Origin of the sequence: Microbispora sp. CSR-4 (assembly GCF_008033685.1) — a bacterium.
GTDB lineage: Bacteria > Actinomycetota > Actinomycetes > Streptosporangiales > Streptosporangiaceae > Microbispora.
Genome location: NZ_VJVX01000039.1, coordinates 38,738 through 54,940 on the forward strand (window position 1 = coordinate 38,738; position 16,203 = coordinate 54,940).

The following is a 16,203-nucleotide window of genomic DNA, read 5'->3' on the forward strand; positions in this document are numbered from 1 at the left end:
CACGGCGGGCCCCCTCAGTCCCCCGCCGGGCGCTCACCCCCAGGGGTTCCGGCGACCAGGATGTCGACCGGACTGGTCATGACGGGACCGGTGACGACCGGGTCGGCGATGAAGTCGCGCATCCAGTGGAAGCTGGCCTTGGGCGTGCGCACCTGGGTGTCGTAGTCCACGTGCACCAGGCCGAACCTGGCGGAGTAGCCCCGGGCCCACTCGAAGTTGTCCATCAGCGACCAGCAGAAGTAGCCCCGCACGTCGGCGCCGGCCTCCATCGCGTCGCGGGTCGCGGTCAGGTGGTCGCGCAGGTAGTCGATGCGCCCGCTGTCGTCGATCACGCCGTCGTCGCCGTACCCGTTCTCGGTGATGTAGACGGGCGGCAGGTCCGGATAACGGGAGGTCAGCCCCACGAGGGTCTCGTACAGCCCCTCGGGCTCGACCACCCAGCCGAGCCCGCTGGTGCGCGCGTCCTCCGGCGTGACGGTGCGCACGCCCAGGTCGAACACCGAGCGCTTGGCGGGGTCGGCCTCCGCGTACGGCGCGGCCTCCACGTGCAGCCGGTAGTAATAGTTCACGCCGAGGAAGTCCACCGGCGTGCCGATGACGTCCAGGTCGCCGTCCCGGCGGAAGGAGAAGTCGGTGATCCGGCCGAACGTCTCCGCCATGTCGGCGGCGTAGGCCCCGCCGAACAGCGGCTCGGTGAACTGCCGGTTGACCAGCAGGTCCATCCGCCGCGCGGCCTGCACGTCCTGCGGCGAGGAGGTCGCCGGGACGGTCGGCGACATGTTGAGCGTCACCCCGATCTGCTGACCGGGCCTGGCCATCTCCCGCAGGCGCGCGACCGCCAGGCCGTGGCCGAGCAGCAGGTGGTGGGCCGCGGCCAGCGCGCCGTGCCCCTCCTTGGCGCCCGGCGCGTGCCGGCCCTCGCCGTAGCCGACGATGGACGAGCAGTAGGGCTCGTTGAGCGTGATCCAGTTCGAGACCGAGTCGCCGAGCGCGTCGTACATCACCTCGGCGTAGTCGGCGAAGCGTTCGGCGGTGTCGCGGACCCGCCAGCCCCCGCGGTCTTCCAGCGCCTGCGGCAGGTCCCAGTGGTAGAGGGTCACATACGGCTCGATCTCGCCCTCGCGAAGGGCGTCGACGAGCCGCCGGTAGAAGTCGAGCCCTCGCCGGTTCACCGGTCCCCGGCCGTCGGGCAGGACGCGCGGCCAGGCGACGGAGAATCGGTAGGCCCCCGCCCCCAGATCTTTCATGAGATCGACATCCTCTTGCCAGCGGTGATAGTGGTCGCAGGCGAACTCACCCGACTCGCCCCGTGCCACCGCGCCGGGCACCCGGCAGAAGGTGTCCCAGATCGAAGGCCCCCGGCCGTCGGTGTCGACGGCCCCCTCTATCTGGTACGCCGCGGTGGCCGTGCCCCACACGAAGCCGGCGGGAAAGGTCCGCGGCATGGCGAGGCGTGCGTCGGTCGCCGTCATTCCCTGTTCGCTCCAGGTTCCGTGCCCGCTTCGGTGAACAGCCCGGGCACGGCGGTCTGCCGTGCGGGCGAATGGACCGTTCCCCCGAAGGCCGCGGGACCCGCCAAGCCGTACGGCGGGCACATACGCGGGCAGACGGAGTTCCGCAGCGGACACCTGAACTCCCTCACAGGAGATAGGGAAGCGGCTGCGAGACGCGAAAGCGGCCGGACCCGTGGCAACGAAAAAGCCGGCCGATGTCCGCCATCAGAACATAAGAAGGCGGGAGGTTGTCAAGTCACGAAATCGTGACGAGCGGAAATTCCGCTTACTGGTTGACGCGCTCACCTCGGTTGCCTATTTTTGGGGAAACCGGTTGCATGAAACCGGTTACAGCGAGATGCGATAGCGTTTGGTCCGTGGCAACGATCAGAGAGCTTGCGCGCCTGTGCGGCGTGTCTCCCGCGACCGTCTCCCGCGTGTTCAACAACCCCGAGGTGGTGAACGCGAAGACCAGGGAGCAGGTGCTGCGGACGGCCCGCCAAATCGGCTATCTACCCAACGAGTCCGCCCGCACCCTGGCCACCAAGAAATCCTTCATGGTGGGCCTGGTGTGGGACACCGACCACCGCCGGCCCGGCTGGCGGCATCCGTTCTTCCAGGAAATCCTCATCGGCCTGAAGACGGCGCTCAGCGGGCGCGGATATCACCTTCTCATGCTCGCCACCAGCGGCGACATGGGCGGGGAGCGGACGGAGGACGCCTACGTGCGCGCCGTGCGCAGGCACAACCTCGACGGCGTCGTGATGATCGACAGCGGCACCTGGGATCCCTCCCTGCGGCGGCTGTCCGAATCGGGCGTCCCCTGCGTCAGCCTCGACCGTCCCGTCGAGGGGTCCCGCGCCACCTATGTGACCTCGGACAACGCGGGCGGCGCCCGCCTGGCCGTACGGCACCTGCACGAGCAGGGACGGCGGGCCATCGCCACGATCACCGGCCCGGCGCACACGCGGCCGGGCGCCGAGCGGCTGCGGGGCTACCAGGAGGAGCTGTCCCGGCTGGGGTTGCCGCAGCGGCCCGATTTCGTCGTGGAGGGTGACTTCTACCTGTCGGGCGGCCACGTCGCGATGCGCCGCCTGCTTGAGGCGGACGAGCGGCCCGACGCCGTGTTCGTCGCGGGCGACGAGATGGCCGTCGGCGCGCTGCGCGCGATCGGCGAGGCCGGTCTGAAGGTGCCCGAGGACATCGCCCTGGTCGGGTTCGACGATATCGAGGTGGCCGCGCTCGTGCCGCCGGGCCTGACGACGATCGCCCAGGACAAGGCCGGGTTCGGCACGGCCGCCGCGGAGGCGGTGGTCTCCATGATCAACGGCGCGGAGACCCCGCCGCCCCGGATCCTGCCGACGACGCTCGTCGTCCGCGGCTCCAGCACGCCCCCGCTCTGACGGAGGCCCAAGAGCTCACCGGCGGCGAAGCCGGGCGTCCTGCAGCGCGGGCGGCGTGGCGGCGTAGTTGTCCTCGGGATTGAGATCCACTCCCGGCGGCACGATGGCGTCGATGCGGTCGAGGATGTCGTCGGTCAGGTCCACGTCGGCGCCGGGCAGGAGCCCGTCGAGCTGGTCGGCGGTGCGCGGCCCGATCAGCACGGACGTGACGGCCGGGTGCGAGCGGGCGAAGGCGATCGCGAGCTGCGGCAGCGTCAGCCCGGCCTCGTCGGCCAGAGCGGCGAGCGCGGCGAGCGCGGCGGTCTTGAGCTTGCCGGTCGGCGTCGTCGGGTCGTAGTGCGAGGGCCGCGACGAGGCCCGGTGGCCGGTCGTGAGGTCGGCCCGGCCGGAGAGCCAGCCGCCGTTGAGAGGGCTGAAGGCGAGGACGCCGAGCCCGTGGCGCTGGGCGGTCGGGAACACCGCGCCCTCCGGCCTGCGGGTGAACACCGAGTACATGGACTGCTCGGTCAGGAACCGGTGGCTCCCCGTGCGCTGCGCCGCCCACTGCGCCTCCACGACCAGCTCCGCCGGGAACATGGAGGAGCCGAACGCCCGGATCTTCCCGGCGCGGACGAGGTCGGTCAGGGCCGACAGCGTCTCGGCGACGTCCGTCTCGTGGTCGGGGCGGTGCATCTGGTAGAGGTCGATGTGATCGACGTCCAGGCGGCGCAGGCTGTCCTCGACCGCACGGAAGATCCACCGCCGGGAACCGCCCCGCCGGTTGGGGTCCTCCCCCATCGGCAGCCCGAACTTCGTGGCGATGACGAGGTCGTCGCGGCGGCCCTTGATCGCCTTGGCGACGATCTCCTCGCACTCGCCCTGGGAGTAGACGTCGGCGGTGTCGATGACGTTGACGCCGGCGTCGAGCGCGCGGTGGATGACGCGGACCGCGTCGTCGTGGTCGCGGTTGCCCATGGCCCCGAACATCATCGCGCCGAGGGAGAGGTCGCTGACGGACATCCCGGTGGCGCCGAGAGTTCTGCGCTTCATGTCGTGTGTGCCTTCCGGATTCGCAGGGCTGCTGACCTGCTCATCCCACCAAGCCGGCCCGCCGTGGCGTGAGCCCGATCCTGGCGCCGCCTTGCACGATCCTGTCAATCTCGCGGCTCGGCCCGGGTGGTTGACTGGCGCGCATGGACCTCCTTGACGAGATGCGCCGGCTGATCACGCGCCTCACCCCCGGTGGCCTGCAGCGGGGGATCGCGGACGGCGTGACCATCGCGTCCCTCGACCGGCCCACGTCGCCGATCGCCACGTTCTCCTCGCCGTCCCTCGCGATCGTCGCGCAGGGCGTCAAACGCACGGTGCTCAACGGGGTCCCGTACGACTATCGCGCCGGGCAGTACCTCGTCGTGTCGGTGGACCTCCCGGTTATCGGCCAGGCCCTGGAGGCCGCCCCGGACAGGCCGTTCGTCGTCTTCAGCATGTCCTTGCGCCCCTCGGACATCGCGCCGCTCCTGCTGGAGACGGGCGCGGCCGGCAGGCCCCCGGCGTTCACCGGCATGGCGGTGAGCGAGGCCACTCCGGAGCTGCTGGACCCTGTCGTACGTCTGCTGCGCATCACGGACCGGCCCGGCGACCTGCGCGTGCTCGCGCCCGGATATCGCCGCGAGATCCTCTGGTGGCTGATCAACGGCGACCAGGGCGCGCTCGTGCGGCAGATCGGCCTCGTCGACGGCAATCTCGCGCACATCTCCCGGGGAATCCGCTGGATCCGCGAGCACTACCGGGAGCAGTTCTCCGTCACGGACCTGGCGGCGCTGTGCGGCATGAGCCCGTCGTCCTTTCACCGGCACTTCCGCGCGGCGACGTCGATGACACCGGTCCAGTTCCAGAAGCAGATCCGTCTCCAGGCGGCCCGCACCCTGCTCATGACCCGCTCGGGAAACGTGGCGGAGATCGGCTATTTCGTCGGTTACGAGAGCGCGTCGCAGTTCAGCAGGGACTATCGCAAGGTGTTCGGGGCCTCCCCCGGCCGGGACGCCGCGCGGCTGAGCGCCATGGCGCCGGACGCCCCGAGGCTGCCGGAGCTGATGGACGAGCCCGCCTGATCCGGCCACCGGTACGTCGTACGACACAAAGGGCGTATCTCGCGTACGAGCCGAGCGGCGAGGAACCGAAGAGCGTCGGGGACTGGTTCCCCCCGCCGCTGCTCGACCGAAGCCCGGACAAGGGGGCGATGCGCCGCGCTCCCGATGGTTGTATAAGCTTCCTATGTAATTTTGCTTCCGTCCGGAGGAACTCCTGTGTCCGACACCCCGAGCGCCGACACCCCTGAGGACCATCAGGCGGTCGCGGCCGTCCTGGACGACCTCGCGGTGCTCGCCATACGGCGGCTGTCCACGCAGAGCGATCTCAGCCTCACGGCGACCATGACCCTGTCGCACCTGGACCGCTACGGCCCGGAGCGGCTGAGCGTCCTGGCCGCCCGCCAGTCCGTCACCCAGCCGTCGATGACCCAGCTCGTGCAGCGCCTTGAGCGTGAGGGCCTGGTGCGCAGGACGGCTGACGACCTCGACGGCCGCGCGGTGCGGGTCAGCGTGACCGACGCCGGCCGGGCGCTGCTGGCCGAGCGGCGCCGCCGGCGCAGAGAGCGGCTCGCCGAGATGCTCGGCACGCTGTCCCCCGGCGAGCTGCGCGAGCTGACGCGGGTCGCCGGCGAGTTCCTCCCCCTGCTCCGGCGCCTGCTTGAGAGCACCGCCGACGAGTAGGGATCAGGGCGCTCCCCTCGCTATCTCCCAGGAGGTCCGGTGAGCTCTGCTCATGCCCCCGTCTCCAACCCCTTCAAGCAGCCGAAGGCGGTCTGGGCCGTCGCCTTCGCCTGCGTGATCTCCTTCATGGGGATCGGGCTGGTGGACCCGATCCTGCCCGCACTCAGCGTGAAGCTGCACGCCACGCCCGCCCAGGTGTCGCTGCTGTTCACGAGCTACCTGGTCGTCACCGCCGTGGCGATGCTGGTCACCGGATGGGTCTCCAGCCGCATCGGCGCCAAGCGCACCCTCATCGTGGGCCTCGCCCTGATCGTGGTGTTCGCCGCCCTCGCCGGGACGTCCGGCAGCATCGGCGGCATCGTCGGTTTCCGCGCCGGCTGGGGCCTCGGCAACGCCCTGTTCATCGCCACCTCGCTCGCCGTCATCGTCGCGTCGAGCAGCGGCGGCTTCGCCGGGGCGATCATCCTGTACGAGACCGCGCTCGGCGTCGGCATCGCGGTCGGGCCCCTGCTGGGCGGCGTGCTCGGCGGCATCAGCTGGCGCGGCCCGTTCTACGGCGTCGCGGTCCTGATGGGGATCGCGCTGATCGCCACCGTCACCCTGGTGCGGCCCACGCCCACGCCGGCGAAGAAGACGAGCGTCGCGGCCCCGATCAAGGCGCTGCGCCACCGCGGCCTGCTCGTCCTGGGCCTGACCGCGCTCCTCTACAACTGGGGCTTCTTCACCCTGCTGGGCTACGCCCCCTATCCGATGGAGCTGAACGAGCACCAGCTCGGCCTCGTCTTCACCGGCTGGGGCATCCTCGTCGCGGTCTTCTCGGTCTTCGCCGCCCCGCGGCTGCAGGCCCGCTTCGGCATCGCCCGCACGCTGTACGCCAACCTCATCCTGTTCAGCCTCGACATCCTGGTGATGGCGGTGTTCACCGGCAACCGGGTCGTCGTGATCTGCGGCGTGATCGTCGCCGGGATCTTCATCGGCGTCAACAACACGGTCACCACCCAGGCGGTCATGACCATCTCGCCCGTGGAGCGGCCCGTCGCCTCCGCGGCCTACGGGTTCATCCGCTTCATCGGCGGCGGCCTCGCACCCTTCGTCGCGGGCAAGCTCGCCGAGTATTTCGACAGCCAGCACGCGCCGTTCTACATGGGGGCGACGGCCGTGCTCCTCAGCGTGGTCGTCCTCGCCACCGCGCACCGGCAGCTCGGCGAGGCCGAGCGCGCCCAGGCGGCCGAGGCGGCCGCCGCCGCACCGGCCGCCGCGCGGCGGGAGGAACTGGAGGAGGCGGCCCTGGCCGAGGACCTCGGCTCGGCCACCTGATCGAGACGCCGGGGGCCGGGCGCGGCGGCCCCCGGCCCTGCCCTGCGGCTCGCCGCCCCGGAATCGGCGGCACGTTCCGGGGTTCTGGGGGCCGGGTCAGATCCGCGTGACCAGGTCGGGAGTGAGCGCGGCGGCCCCAGGGCGGCCGGAAAGCGCCAGCGTGAGGTCGGTCTCCGCCAGCACGCAACGGATCACGTGCTCCACTCCCGCCTGCCCGTCCAGGCCCAGCCCGTACGCGTACGGGCGGCCGAGCAGCACGGTCCGCGCGCCGAGGGCGAGCGCCTTGACGACGTCGTCGCCGGTGCGGATGCCGCCGTCGAACAGCACGGTGAGCCGGTCGGCCACGGCGTCGGCGACGGCAGGCAGGGCGTCGGCCGCCCCGATCGAGCCGTTGACCTGGCGTCCCCCGTGGTTGGAGACGACGACGCCGTCCATGCCCGCGTCGGCCGCCAGACGGGCGTCGTCGGGGTGCAGCACACCCTTCAGCACGATCGGGCCGTCCCAGTGCTCGCGCAGCAGCGCGAGGTCCGGCCAGGTCTTGCCCGGGTCGCCGAACATCCCCACGAAGTGCAGGACGGCGGCGTTCGGGTCCTCGTGCACCGGCCGGGCGAGCCCGGCCTGGAACGCCGGGTCGGTGAAGTAGTTGGCGGTGCCGACGCCGCGCAGGAACGGCAGGTAGGCCTGGTCGAGGTCGCGGGGCCGCCAGGCCAGCAGCGGCGTGTCGAGGGTGACGACCAGCACGGTGAACCCCGCCGCCTTGGCCCGGGCGAGGAAGCTGAGGGTGACCTCGCGGTCCTTGCCCCAATAGAGCTGGAACCACCGCTCGCCGTCGCCCATGGCCGCCGCGACGTCCTCCATCGGCGTGCTGGAGGCCGACGACAGGACGAAGGGCACGCCCGTCGCGGCGGCCGCGCGGGCGGCGGCCCGCTCGGCCTCCGGATGCATGATCGACAGCACGCCGATCGGCGCGAGCGCCAGCGGCGCGGGCAGCCTCCTGCCCAGCACTGTCACCGACAGGTCGCGTTCACGCACGTCGCGGAGCATCCGCGGCACGATCCGCCAGCGGTCGAGCGCCTCGCGGTTGGCGCGCTCGGTGCGCCCGCTGCCCGCGCTGCCGGCGACGTAGCTGAACGGGCCGGGCCCGAGCCGCCGCTCGGCCATCTCCTCCAGCCGGGTCAGGTCGGTCGGCAGCCGGGGCACGGCGCCGGTCATGCCGTTGAGGTAGATCTCGTACTGGAAGTCCGCCCAGCTCATCGCGTTCGCCCTCGCTCCGCTTCCGTCCGGCCGTCGCCCCGGCGGCTTCCGGCGAACACATTATCGGGAACCGGTCAGCGGGCCCCGTGCACCAGGTGGGGGTCAGAGCGCACCAGCGCTGATCGCCGATAAGCGTGTCCGCTGAGTGGGAGCAGCGCCGCCGGGCGGGTTCGGCTCCTGGCCGGGGACGGCGGTCAGCGGGGGCCGGGGGCGCGGCGGAAGAGGAAGGGCCGGCTCTCCCGGCCCGGCACGACGAACCAGCACTCGCCGGTGCCCTCGCTCGCCAGCAGCGAGAAGAACGCGTCGACGACCGTCTCGACGTCGAGGATGGGGAACTTCAGCTCGTCGAGCAGCTCCTTGATGTCGCCGCTCAGGATCCCGGTGTCCGCGAACGACGGGCACAGCCCCTGCACCCGGATGCCGAGGGGTTCGAGCTGCGGGCCGAGCGAGCGGACGAGCCCGACGACCGCGTGCTTGTTGGCCGCGTAGACGGGGTCCTGCGGAATGCCCACGATCCCCGCCATGCTGGCGGTCGCCACGATCACGCCCCCGGCCCGCATCGCCGGCAGCGCGGCGTGCACGCCGAAGACGACGCCGTCGAGGTTGATCCCCATCACGCGCCGGTAGCGGTCGAGATCGAAGTCCTCGCCGAGCCCGCAGCCCGAGGCGACGCCCGCGTTGAGGAAGGCGAGGTCGAGCCCGCCGTGCCGCTCGACCGCGAGCGCCACCGCGGCCTGGTTGTCCTCAAGCCGCGACACGTCGGTCCGCACGAACGCGGCGCCGATCTCCTCGGCGGTGCGCGCCCCGGCCTCGGCGTCGACGTCCGCCAGCACCACGTGCGCGCCGTACGCCGCGAGGCGGCGGGCCACACCCGCGCCGATGCCGCTCGCGCCCCCGGTGACGAGCGCGACCTTGCCGGAGATGTCGTCGGTGTTCACAGCGGAAGTCCTCCCGTGGCGGCCCTGGTCGTGCCGGTGGCCCGATAGGCGTCGATGGTGCGTTCGGCGATGCGCATCTGGTGGATCTCGTCGGCGCCGTCCGCGAACCGCGCCCATCGGGCGTGCTGGAACATGTGCGCCAGCGGGGTGTCGGTCGAGTAGCCGAGCGCGCCGTGGACCTGGACGGCCCGGTCGACGATCCGGTTGAGGCTGTTCGCCACGAAGTGCTTGGCCATCGAGACCTCCGTACGGAAGTCCTCGCCCTTGTCGATCTTCGAGGCGGCGTGCAGGACCATGAGCTTGCACTGGTAGAGCTCCATGGCCGAGTCGGCGATCATCCACTGCACGCCCTGCTTGTCGGCGAGCAGCGACCCGTGGCTGAACCTGTCGAGCGCCCTGCCCACCATCATGTCAAGGGCCGTCTCCGCCTGTGATATCCAGCGCATGCAGTGCGCCAGCCGGGCCGGGCCGAGACGATACTGGCCCAGCCGGTGGCCGTTGCCCCGCCCGCCGAGCACGGCGGAGCCGGGCACGCGCAGGTCGGTGATGACGATCTCGCTGTGGCCGGTCGAGCCGTGCATGGTCTCGATCTCGCGTACGTCGTTCCAGCCGTCGGCCGGCAGGTCCACGAGGAAGGCGGTGTTGGCGCCCCGCGCGCCCTCCGGCAGGTCGAACTCGGTCTTGGCGATCAGGATGGCGAAGCTCGCCCTCCGTGCGTTGGAGATGAACCACTTGTGCCCGCTGATCACCCATTCGTCGCCGTCCTGCACGGCGCTCGTACGGATGAGCGTGGGATCGGAGCCGGCCACCTCGGGCTCGGTCATCGCGAAGCACGACATCTTCACGCCGTCGAGCAGCGGCCGCAGGTAGCGCTCCTTCTGCTCGTCGGTGCCCCAGTGGAGCAGCGTGTGCATGTTGCCCTCGTCGGGGGCCGCGCAGTTGAGCACCCATGGTCCGAGCCTGGTCTTGGCCGCCTCGGCCTGCACCATGGCCAGCTCGACGTGGCCGAGGCCCATGCCGCCCCACTCCTTGGGCATGTGCGGCAGCCAGAGCCCCTCCTCCTTGGCCCGGCGGCGCAGGCCGAAGATCGTGCGCAGGTATTCGTCCCGGGTGAGCGCCTTCTCCTCGGAGTCCTCGAACGGTTTGACCGCCGGGATCACCGTCTCCTGGATGAACGCCCGCACCCGCGCGCGTATCTCCTCGTGCTCGGGGGCGAGCGTGAAGTCGATGGCCATGGCCCTCCCTCGGGCACGATAATGCGGCTGGATCACGAAATAATGCGATCGCCTGAAATACCGTATCCTTCAGCCGTAGGAGCGACAAGGCACGAGCGACAAGGGAGGCGTGATGCCGGCGGAGACCACGGTCCGGAGGCTCGTGGACGCCGCCGAGCGCCTGTTCGCCGAGCGCGGCATCGACGCGGTCTCGCTGCGCGAGATCAACGCCGCCGCCGGGCAGCGCAACTCCACCGCGCTGCAGTATCACTTCGGCGACCGCGCCGGGCTGCTGAAGGCGGTGCTCGCCAAGCACCGGCCCGAGATCGAGGCGCGGCGCCACCAGCTCCTGGACGAGTACGAGGCACGCGGCCCGCTGCCGCCGGGCGAGGCGCTGCGCACGCTCGCCGCCGCGCTCGTCCGCCCGGCCGCCGCCAAGCTGGCCGACCCCGACGGCGGGCGCGACTACCTGCGCGTGATGGAGCAGCTCGTGCACCGCGTGCCGCCCAGCCTCCCCGAGGACGGCGGCGGCAGCATCGGCCGCTGGCGGGAGCTCGTCGCCCCCCTGCTGCCCGAGGCCGCCGTACGCCTGCACCAGCGCTTCATGGCGATCCGCATGACGTACGTCGAGCTGGCCCGGCGCGCGGGCGGTCCCCCTGCCCGGGACGACCGGCTGTTCACCAGCCATCTGATCGACGTGGTCGCGGCGGTCCTCGCCAGCGAAGTCTCCGGCGAGACCGCCCGGCTCCTCGCCGAACGCGAGCAGCGCTCCTGAGACCGGCCCGGGTGTCGTCGCCGTACTTTTGCCCTGTCCGGGGAATTCGCTGCCGAAGCGCGGCGGCATCGGGGGCACACACTCGGTAGGACGACCGCCGCGCGGCGGTGTCATCGGGCATCAGGGAATCCCGCGGCGGACCTGATTCCGCGTCCCTTCCGCGGGTCGCACGGACGCTCTCCGTGCGCATCGACCGCACCCGCTCACGCCATACGCGATCGGCCAAAGGGTGATCATGCCGAGTCACGCATCGCGAACAGCACGGACCGAGAACGGCTCGCGGATCTCGTTAAGGCGGTCGCACGGACGGCTGCACCACGTCTTCGAGGCGCGGTGCGACCTGACGCCGGGGGCGACTGCGCTGGAGTGCGGGCCGGTGCGGCTGACCTACGCCGCGCTGGACGCCCGGGCGAACCGGCTGGCGCACCTGCTGCGGGGCATGGGGATCGGCTGCGGATCCCGCGTCGCGATCCTGCTGCCGAGGTCGGTGCACACCTACGTGGCGCTGCTCGCGGTCGGCAAGGCGGGCGCGGCGTTCGTGCCGATCGACCCGCAGTCGCCGCCGGACCGGGTCGGCTACATCCTCGACGACGCCGGCGTCGACCTCGTGCTCACCACGGCCGGCCGGTCGCCCGCCGCCGTCGCGCCGGGGCGCCGCGTGCTCGACCTCGACGCATCCGCCGCTCTCGCCGCCGCCGCGCCGGCCACCCGCCCGCTCGACGGCGCGCCCGGCGACGACCCGGTCGCGTACGTCATGTACACCTCCGGGTCGAGCGGCCGGCCGAAGGGCGTCGAGGTGGCGCAGTCGAGCATCACCAACTTCCTCGACGTCGTGCCCGGCCTGTACGGCGTGCGCCCGGACGACCGGGTCTACCAGGGCATGACGATCTCCTTCGACTTCTCCATCGAGGAGATCTGGCCGACGTGGTCGGCCGGGGCCACCCTCGTCGCGGGCCCGGCGGGCTTACCCCAGTTCGGCGCGGAGCTCGCGGACTTCCTGGACCACAGCGAGATCACGATGCTCTACTGCGTGCCGACGCTGCTCGCGACGATCCCCCGCGACCTGCCGCGCCTGCGCACGGTGTTCGTCGGGGGCGAGCCCTGCCCGCCCCGCCTGGTGGAGCGGTGGAGCCGGCCGGGCCGCCGGATCCTCAACACGTACGGGCCCACCGAGGCGACCGTCACCGCGACCTGCGCCGAGCTGCTGCCGGGACGGCCGGTCACCATCGGCAGGCCGCTGCCGACCTACTCCGTGGTGCTGCTGGACGAGCGGCGCGAGCCGGTGCCGGACGGCGAGATCGGCGAGATCTGCATCGGCGGGCCCGGCGTCGCCCGCGGCTACGTCGGCCGCCCCGACCTGACCGCCGACCGCTTCATCGAGCATCCGCTGGCCTCCCCCGGCGGCAGGCTGTACCGCACCGGCGACCTCGGCCGGGTGACCGCGACCGGGGACATCGAATATCTGGGCCGCGCCGACGCCGAGGTGAAGATCCGGGGACATCGGGTGGACCTCGGCGAGATCGAGAACGTGCTGCTGGAGGACCCCGGTGTCGCCGAGGCCGTGGCCGCCCTCATGCCCGTGCCCGGCGCCTCCGCCGAGGAGCTCGCCGCCTACGTCGTGCCCGCGGCGAGCGACGGCGACCCGGCCCTCGCCGGGCGGCTCCACGACCGGCTGCGCCGCAGGCTTCCGGCCTACATGGTGCCCTCGTTCCTCGACGTCGTGACCGCGCTGCCGGCCATGCCGAGCGGCAAGGTGGACCGCCGGAGGCTGCCCCCGCCGACCGGCCGCCGCCTCGTGGGCTCCGGGCCGGTGACGCCCGCCGAGGGCGAGCTGGAGACGCGCCTGCGCGCGGTGTGGGCCGAGGCGTTCGGCGTCGCCCCCGAGACGCTGTCGGTCGAGGCGGACTTCTTCACCGACCTCGGCGGTCACTCCCTGCTGGCGGCACGTGTGGTGTCGCTGCTGCGCGCCGGCGAGATCGGCGCGGGCCTCGCCGTACGCGACCTCTACGCCAACCCCCCCGTGCGCCGCCTCGCCGCGCATCTGGGCTCCCGTACCGGCGGGCCGGAGCCGGCCGCCCCGCCCCGCCCGGCTCCCCTGCGGCACACCGGACGCCGGATCGCGCTGGCCGGGGCCGCGCAGGGCGCGGCCGTCTACGCGCTGCTGCTCGTGATCACACTGCCGCTGTCCGTCACGTTGTACGGGTGGGCCAACCCCCGCCCGGCCCCCGGCGTCCCGATGACGGACGAGGGGTGGCTGCTGCTGCCCGGTCAGGGCGCCGAGCTGCTCTCCTCGCTGGCGATGGCCGCGCTGACCGCGTACGTCTGCGTGCACTGGCTGCTGCCGGTGCTGCTCGCCCGGCCGCTCACGGCCGGCGTGCGGCCCGGCCGATATCCGCTGTGGGGCGTCACCTACGTGCGGTTGTGGGCGCTGCACCTGCTGCTGTCGGTCTCCCCGCTGCCGCTGCTGAGCGGCTCCCCGATGATGGGGCCCTACCTGCGGCTGCTCGGCGCGCGGGTCGGGCCCGGCGCCGCCGTCGCGACGGCCGACGTCAACCTCCCGGCGCTGCTGCGGATCGGCGCGGGCGCCTCGGTCGGATATCGCTCCTCCCTGCACGCGTGGGTGGTGGTGGACGGATGGGTGGTCGTCGCCCCCGTGGAGATCGGCCCGCACGCGTTCGTCGGGAACGGCGCAGTGCTCGGGCCGGGCACGCGGGTCGGCGCCCACGCCGGGCTCGGCGACCAGTCCGCGCTGACGCAGGGCGAGACGGTGCCGGACGGAGCGCGGTGGGCCGGGTCGCCGCCGAGCCCCGTGGAGTCGCTCGGGCCCGTGGTGGAGACGATGCTGGGCGCCCCCGCCCCGCCGGGTTGGAAGGCGCGTCACGTGGCCGCGGCGGTGGCCGGCCTCTGCTGCCTTGAGGCGGTCGCGGTGGCCTCGATCGTGCCGAGCGTCCTGCTCGTCTGGGCGGCCGTGGCCACCTGGGGCATCGCGGCCGGCCCGGCCGCCGTCCTGGTGGCGGGCCCGCTGTACGTCGCCGTCGTCTGCGCGGCGGTGGCCGCGGGCAAGCGCCTGGTCCTGCGGAAGGCGCCGGCCGGCGTCCACCCGGCGCGCTCCTGGCTCGGCGTACGCAAGTGGGTGGCGGACAAGCTCCTGGAGTTCAGCCTGCGGTCGACCAACTCGCTCTACGGCACGCTCTACACCGCCCCGTGGCTGCGGCTGCTCGGCGCGCGGGTCGGCCGCCGCGCGGAGGTGTCCACGGCCGCGCAGCTCGACCCCGATCTCCTCACGCTGCGGGAGGAGAGCTTCGTCGCCGACATGGCGAGCGTGGGGGCCGCGGGCTTCGCCCGGGGCCGGGTCGCCTTCCTGCCGACCGAGGTGGGCAGGCGGGCGTTCGTCGGCAACGCCGCGGTCATCCCGGCGGGCACCCGGATGGGGCCGGGGTCGCTGGTGGGCGTGAGCACGATCCCGCCGCGCGACGGCGTGCCCGAGGGCACCTCGTGGCTCGGCTCTCCCCCGATGCACCTGCCCGTACGGCAGGACAGCGGCTCGTTCTCCGAGGAGCAAACGTTCCGGCCGCCCCGCCGGCTGGTGCTGCACCGCCTGGGCGTCGAGTTCTTCCGCGCCACGCTCCCGGCGACGCTGTTCGGCACCGCCTTCTACCTTTACCTGCTGGGCGTGCACGCGCTCGCCCGCGTCCTGCCCCTGCCCGCGGTCGTGGCCGCCTCGCCGCTCGCCGCCTGCGCGGCGGGGCTGACGGTGATCGGCTGCTGCGCCGGGCTCAAGCGGCTGCTCATCGGCGTCTACCGGCCGAGGGTGGAGCCGCTGTGGAGCACGTTCGTCCGGCGTACGGAGTTCGTCACCGGGCTGTACGAGGCCGCCGCGGTCCCGGCCGGGGTCGCGCTGCTGTCCGGCACCCCGTTCCTGCCGCCCGTGCTGCGCTGGTTCGGGGCCCGCATCGGCAGGCGCACCTGCATCGCGACGACCTACATGACCGAGTTCGACCTGGTGGAGATCGGCGACGACGTCGCGATCGGATCGGGGGTGTCCCTGCAGACCCACCTCTTCGAAGACCGGGTCATGAAGATGTCCGCCGTGACCGTGCGGTCCGGCGCGAGCATCGGCCCGCGTGCCGTCGTGCTCTACGACTCCGTGGTGGGCGAGGACGTCTCGCTCGGCGCGCTGTCGCTGCTGATGAAGGGCGAGCGGCTCACGCCGGGCACGAGCTGGCGGGGCATCCCGGCGCAGGCCGCCACCGCCTGAGAGAGGAACACCATGGGATCCACCGGCGTACGCGGGGCCCTGCGCCGCCTCTTCCGCAAGGAGAAGCCCCTTCCTCCGCGCTCCGGACGGCCGCTCGCGCTCGTCTATCGGGGCCCGGCCTCGCTTCCCGGCTGCTCGGAGGCGGTCGCCGGGCTGCTGGAGGGGAGCCGCTGGGGCTTCGACGTCCGTTACACGGGCCCGCGCGAGGAGATCCCGCTCTCGGCGGAGGCGCTGGCCGGGGCCGCCGTGTACGCCCAGCCCGGCGGGGGCGACCTCGACCTCGGCTATCGGCATCTCAAGCGGCATCGCGACCTGCTCCGCGACTTCGTCGCCCGGGGCGGCCGCTATCTCGGCTTCTGCCTCGGCGGCTATCTCGCCGGAGCCACCCCGGGGTTCGCCCTGCTGCCGGGCGACACCGACCAGTACATCGCCACGCCGGGCGCGACCGTGGATGACGAGGAGGACACGCTCGTCGACGTGCGGTGGCGCGGCCGGGACAGGACCGTGTTCTTCCAGGACGGCCCCTGCTTCCTGCTCGAACCGGGCAGCCGGGCCAGCGTCCTCGCCACCTATCCCAACGGCGCCGTCGCCGCTCTCGTCACACCGTACGGCGCGGGCCGGGTCGCCGTGGTCGGCCCGCATCCGGAGGCCACCGACGACTGGTTCACCGACGCCGGTCTGCCGGTGCGGCACGCGCAGGATCTCGGCCTCGACCTCGTGGACGCGGTCATGGCCGGGTGACTGCCGTGACGCATGTACCCAATGAGAATATTCGCCATTTAAGTGACAAATATGGACGAA

General features: G+C 72.4%; 12 protein-coding genes. 7 read left to right on the forward strand and 5 right to left on the reverse strand.

Translation table 11 applies throughout. The annotated features are described in order from the left end of the window. Window positions 1–14: 14 nt before the first annotated feature. Window positions 15–1,472 (reverse strand): GH1 family beta-glucosidase, encoded by a 1,458-nt coding sequence (locus FLV34_RS25830; protein WP_222709625.1) that lies wholly within the window; start codon window positions 1,470–1,472, stop codon window positions 15–17. Between the two features lie 398 nt (window positions 1,473–1,870). Between FLV34_RS25830 and FLV34_RS25835 the strand changes: the two genes are divergently transcribed. Continuing rightward, window positions 1,871–2,896: a LacI family DNA-binding transcriptional regulator gene (locus FLV34_RS25835; RefSeq protein ID WP_205830426.1), complete on the forward strand. Its 1,026-nt coding sequence runs from the start codon at window positions 1,871–1,873 to the stop codon at window positions 2,894–2,896. 15 nt (window positions 2,897–2,911) lie between these two features. On the opposite strand, the gene FLV34_RS25840 is transcribed toward FLV34_RS25835, so the two are convergent. Continuing rightward, window positions 2,912–3,925, reverse strand: coding sequence for an aldo/keto reductase (locus tag FLV34_RS25840; protein ID WP_147944312.1), 1,014 nt, complete (start codon window positions 3,923–3,925; stop codon window positions 2,912–2,914). 143 nt (window positions 3,926–4,068) lie between these two features. On the opposite strand from FLV34_RS25840, the gene FLV34_RS25845 reads away from it, so the two are divergent. The 3 genes from FLV34_RS25845 to FLV34_RS25855 all read left to right on the forward strand — a co-directional run bounded on the left by FLV34_RS25845 (window position 4,069) and on the right by FLV34_RS25855 (window position 6,963). Then, complete coding sequence (locus tag FLV34_RS25845) at window positions 4,069–4,986, forward strand: AraC family transcriptional regulator (protein ID WP_142648618.1); 918 nt, start codon at window positions 4,069–4,071, stop codon at window positions 4,984–4,986. A gap of 195 nt (window positions 4,987–5,181) precedes the next feature. Next, entirely contained in the window at window positions 5,182–5,646 is a 465-nt protein-coding gene (locus FLV34_RS25850) for a MarR family winged helix-turn-helix transcriptional regulator (protein ID WP_205830425.1), read from the forward strand. Window positions 5,647–5,685: 39 nt separating this feature from the next. After that, window positions 5,686–6,963, forward strand: a complete 1,278-nt coding sequence (locus FLV34_RS25855; RefSeq protein WP_147944313.1) for an MFS transporter — start codon at window positions 5,686–5,688, stop codon at window positions 6,961–6,963. Window positions 6,964–7,059: 96 nt separating this feature from the next. Here FLV34_RS25855 and FLV34_RS25860 read toward each other — a convergent pair whose 3' ends face one another. From FLV34_RS25860 to FLV34_RS25870, 3 genes are all read right to left on the reverse strand, one after another. After that, on the reverse strand, window positions 7,060–8,217 hold the full coding sequence (locus tag FLV34_RS25860; protein WP_147944314.1) for a lactate 2-monooxygenase: 1,158 nt from the start codon (window positions 8,215–8,217) through the stop codon (window positions 7,060–7,062). Window positions 8,218–8,411: 194 nt separating this feature from the next. Continuing rightward, window positions 8,412–9,155, reverse strand: a complete 744-nt coding sequence (locus FLV34_RS25865; protein ID WP_185948992.1) for an SDR family oxidoreductase — start codon at window positions 9,153–9,155, stop codon at window positions 8,412–8,414. Further along, window positions 9,152–10,390 (reverse strand): acyl-CoA dehydrogenase family protein, encoded by a 1,239-nt coding sequence (locus FLV34_RS25870; RefSeq protein WP_147944315.1) that lies wholly within the window; start codon window positions 10,388–10,390, stop codon window positions 9,152–9,154. The genes FLV34_RS25865 and FLV34_RS25870 overlap by 4 nt, the downstream gene beginning before the upstream one ends. 112 nt (window positions 10,391–10,502) lie before the next feature. On the opposite strand from FLV34_RS25870, the gene FLV34_RS25875 reads away from it, so the two are divergent. The 3 genes from FLV34_RS25875 to FLV34_RS25885 all read left to right on the forward strand — a co-directional run bounded on the left by FLV34_RS25875 (window position 10,503) and on the right by FLV34_RS25885 (window position 16,143). After that, window positions 10,503–11,144: a helix-turn-helix domain-containing protein gene (locus FLV34_RS25875; protein WP_147944316.1), complete on the forward strand. Its 642-nt coding sequence runs from the start codon at window positions 10,503–10,505 to the stop codon at window positions 11,142–11,144. Window positions 11,145–11,379: 235 nt separating this feature from the next. After that, entirely contained in the window at window positions 11,380–15,402 is a 4,023-nt protein-coding gene (locus FLV34_RS25880) for a Pls/PosA family non-ribosomal peptide synthetase (protein ID WP_147944317.1), read from the forward strand. A 12-nt stretch (window positions 15,403–15,414) separates the two neighbouring features. Next, entirely contained in the window at window positions 15,415–16,143 is a 729-nt protein-coding gene (locus FLV34_RS25885) for a BPL-N domain-containing protein (protein ID WP_147944318.1), read from the forward strand. Window positions 16,144–16,203 lie beyond the last annotated feature (60 nt).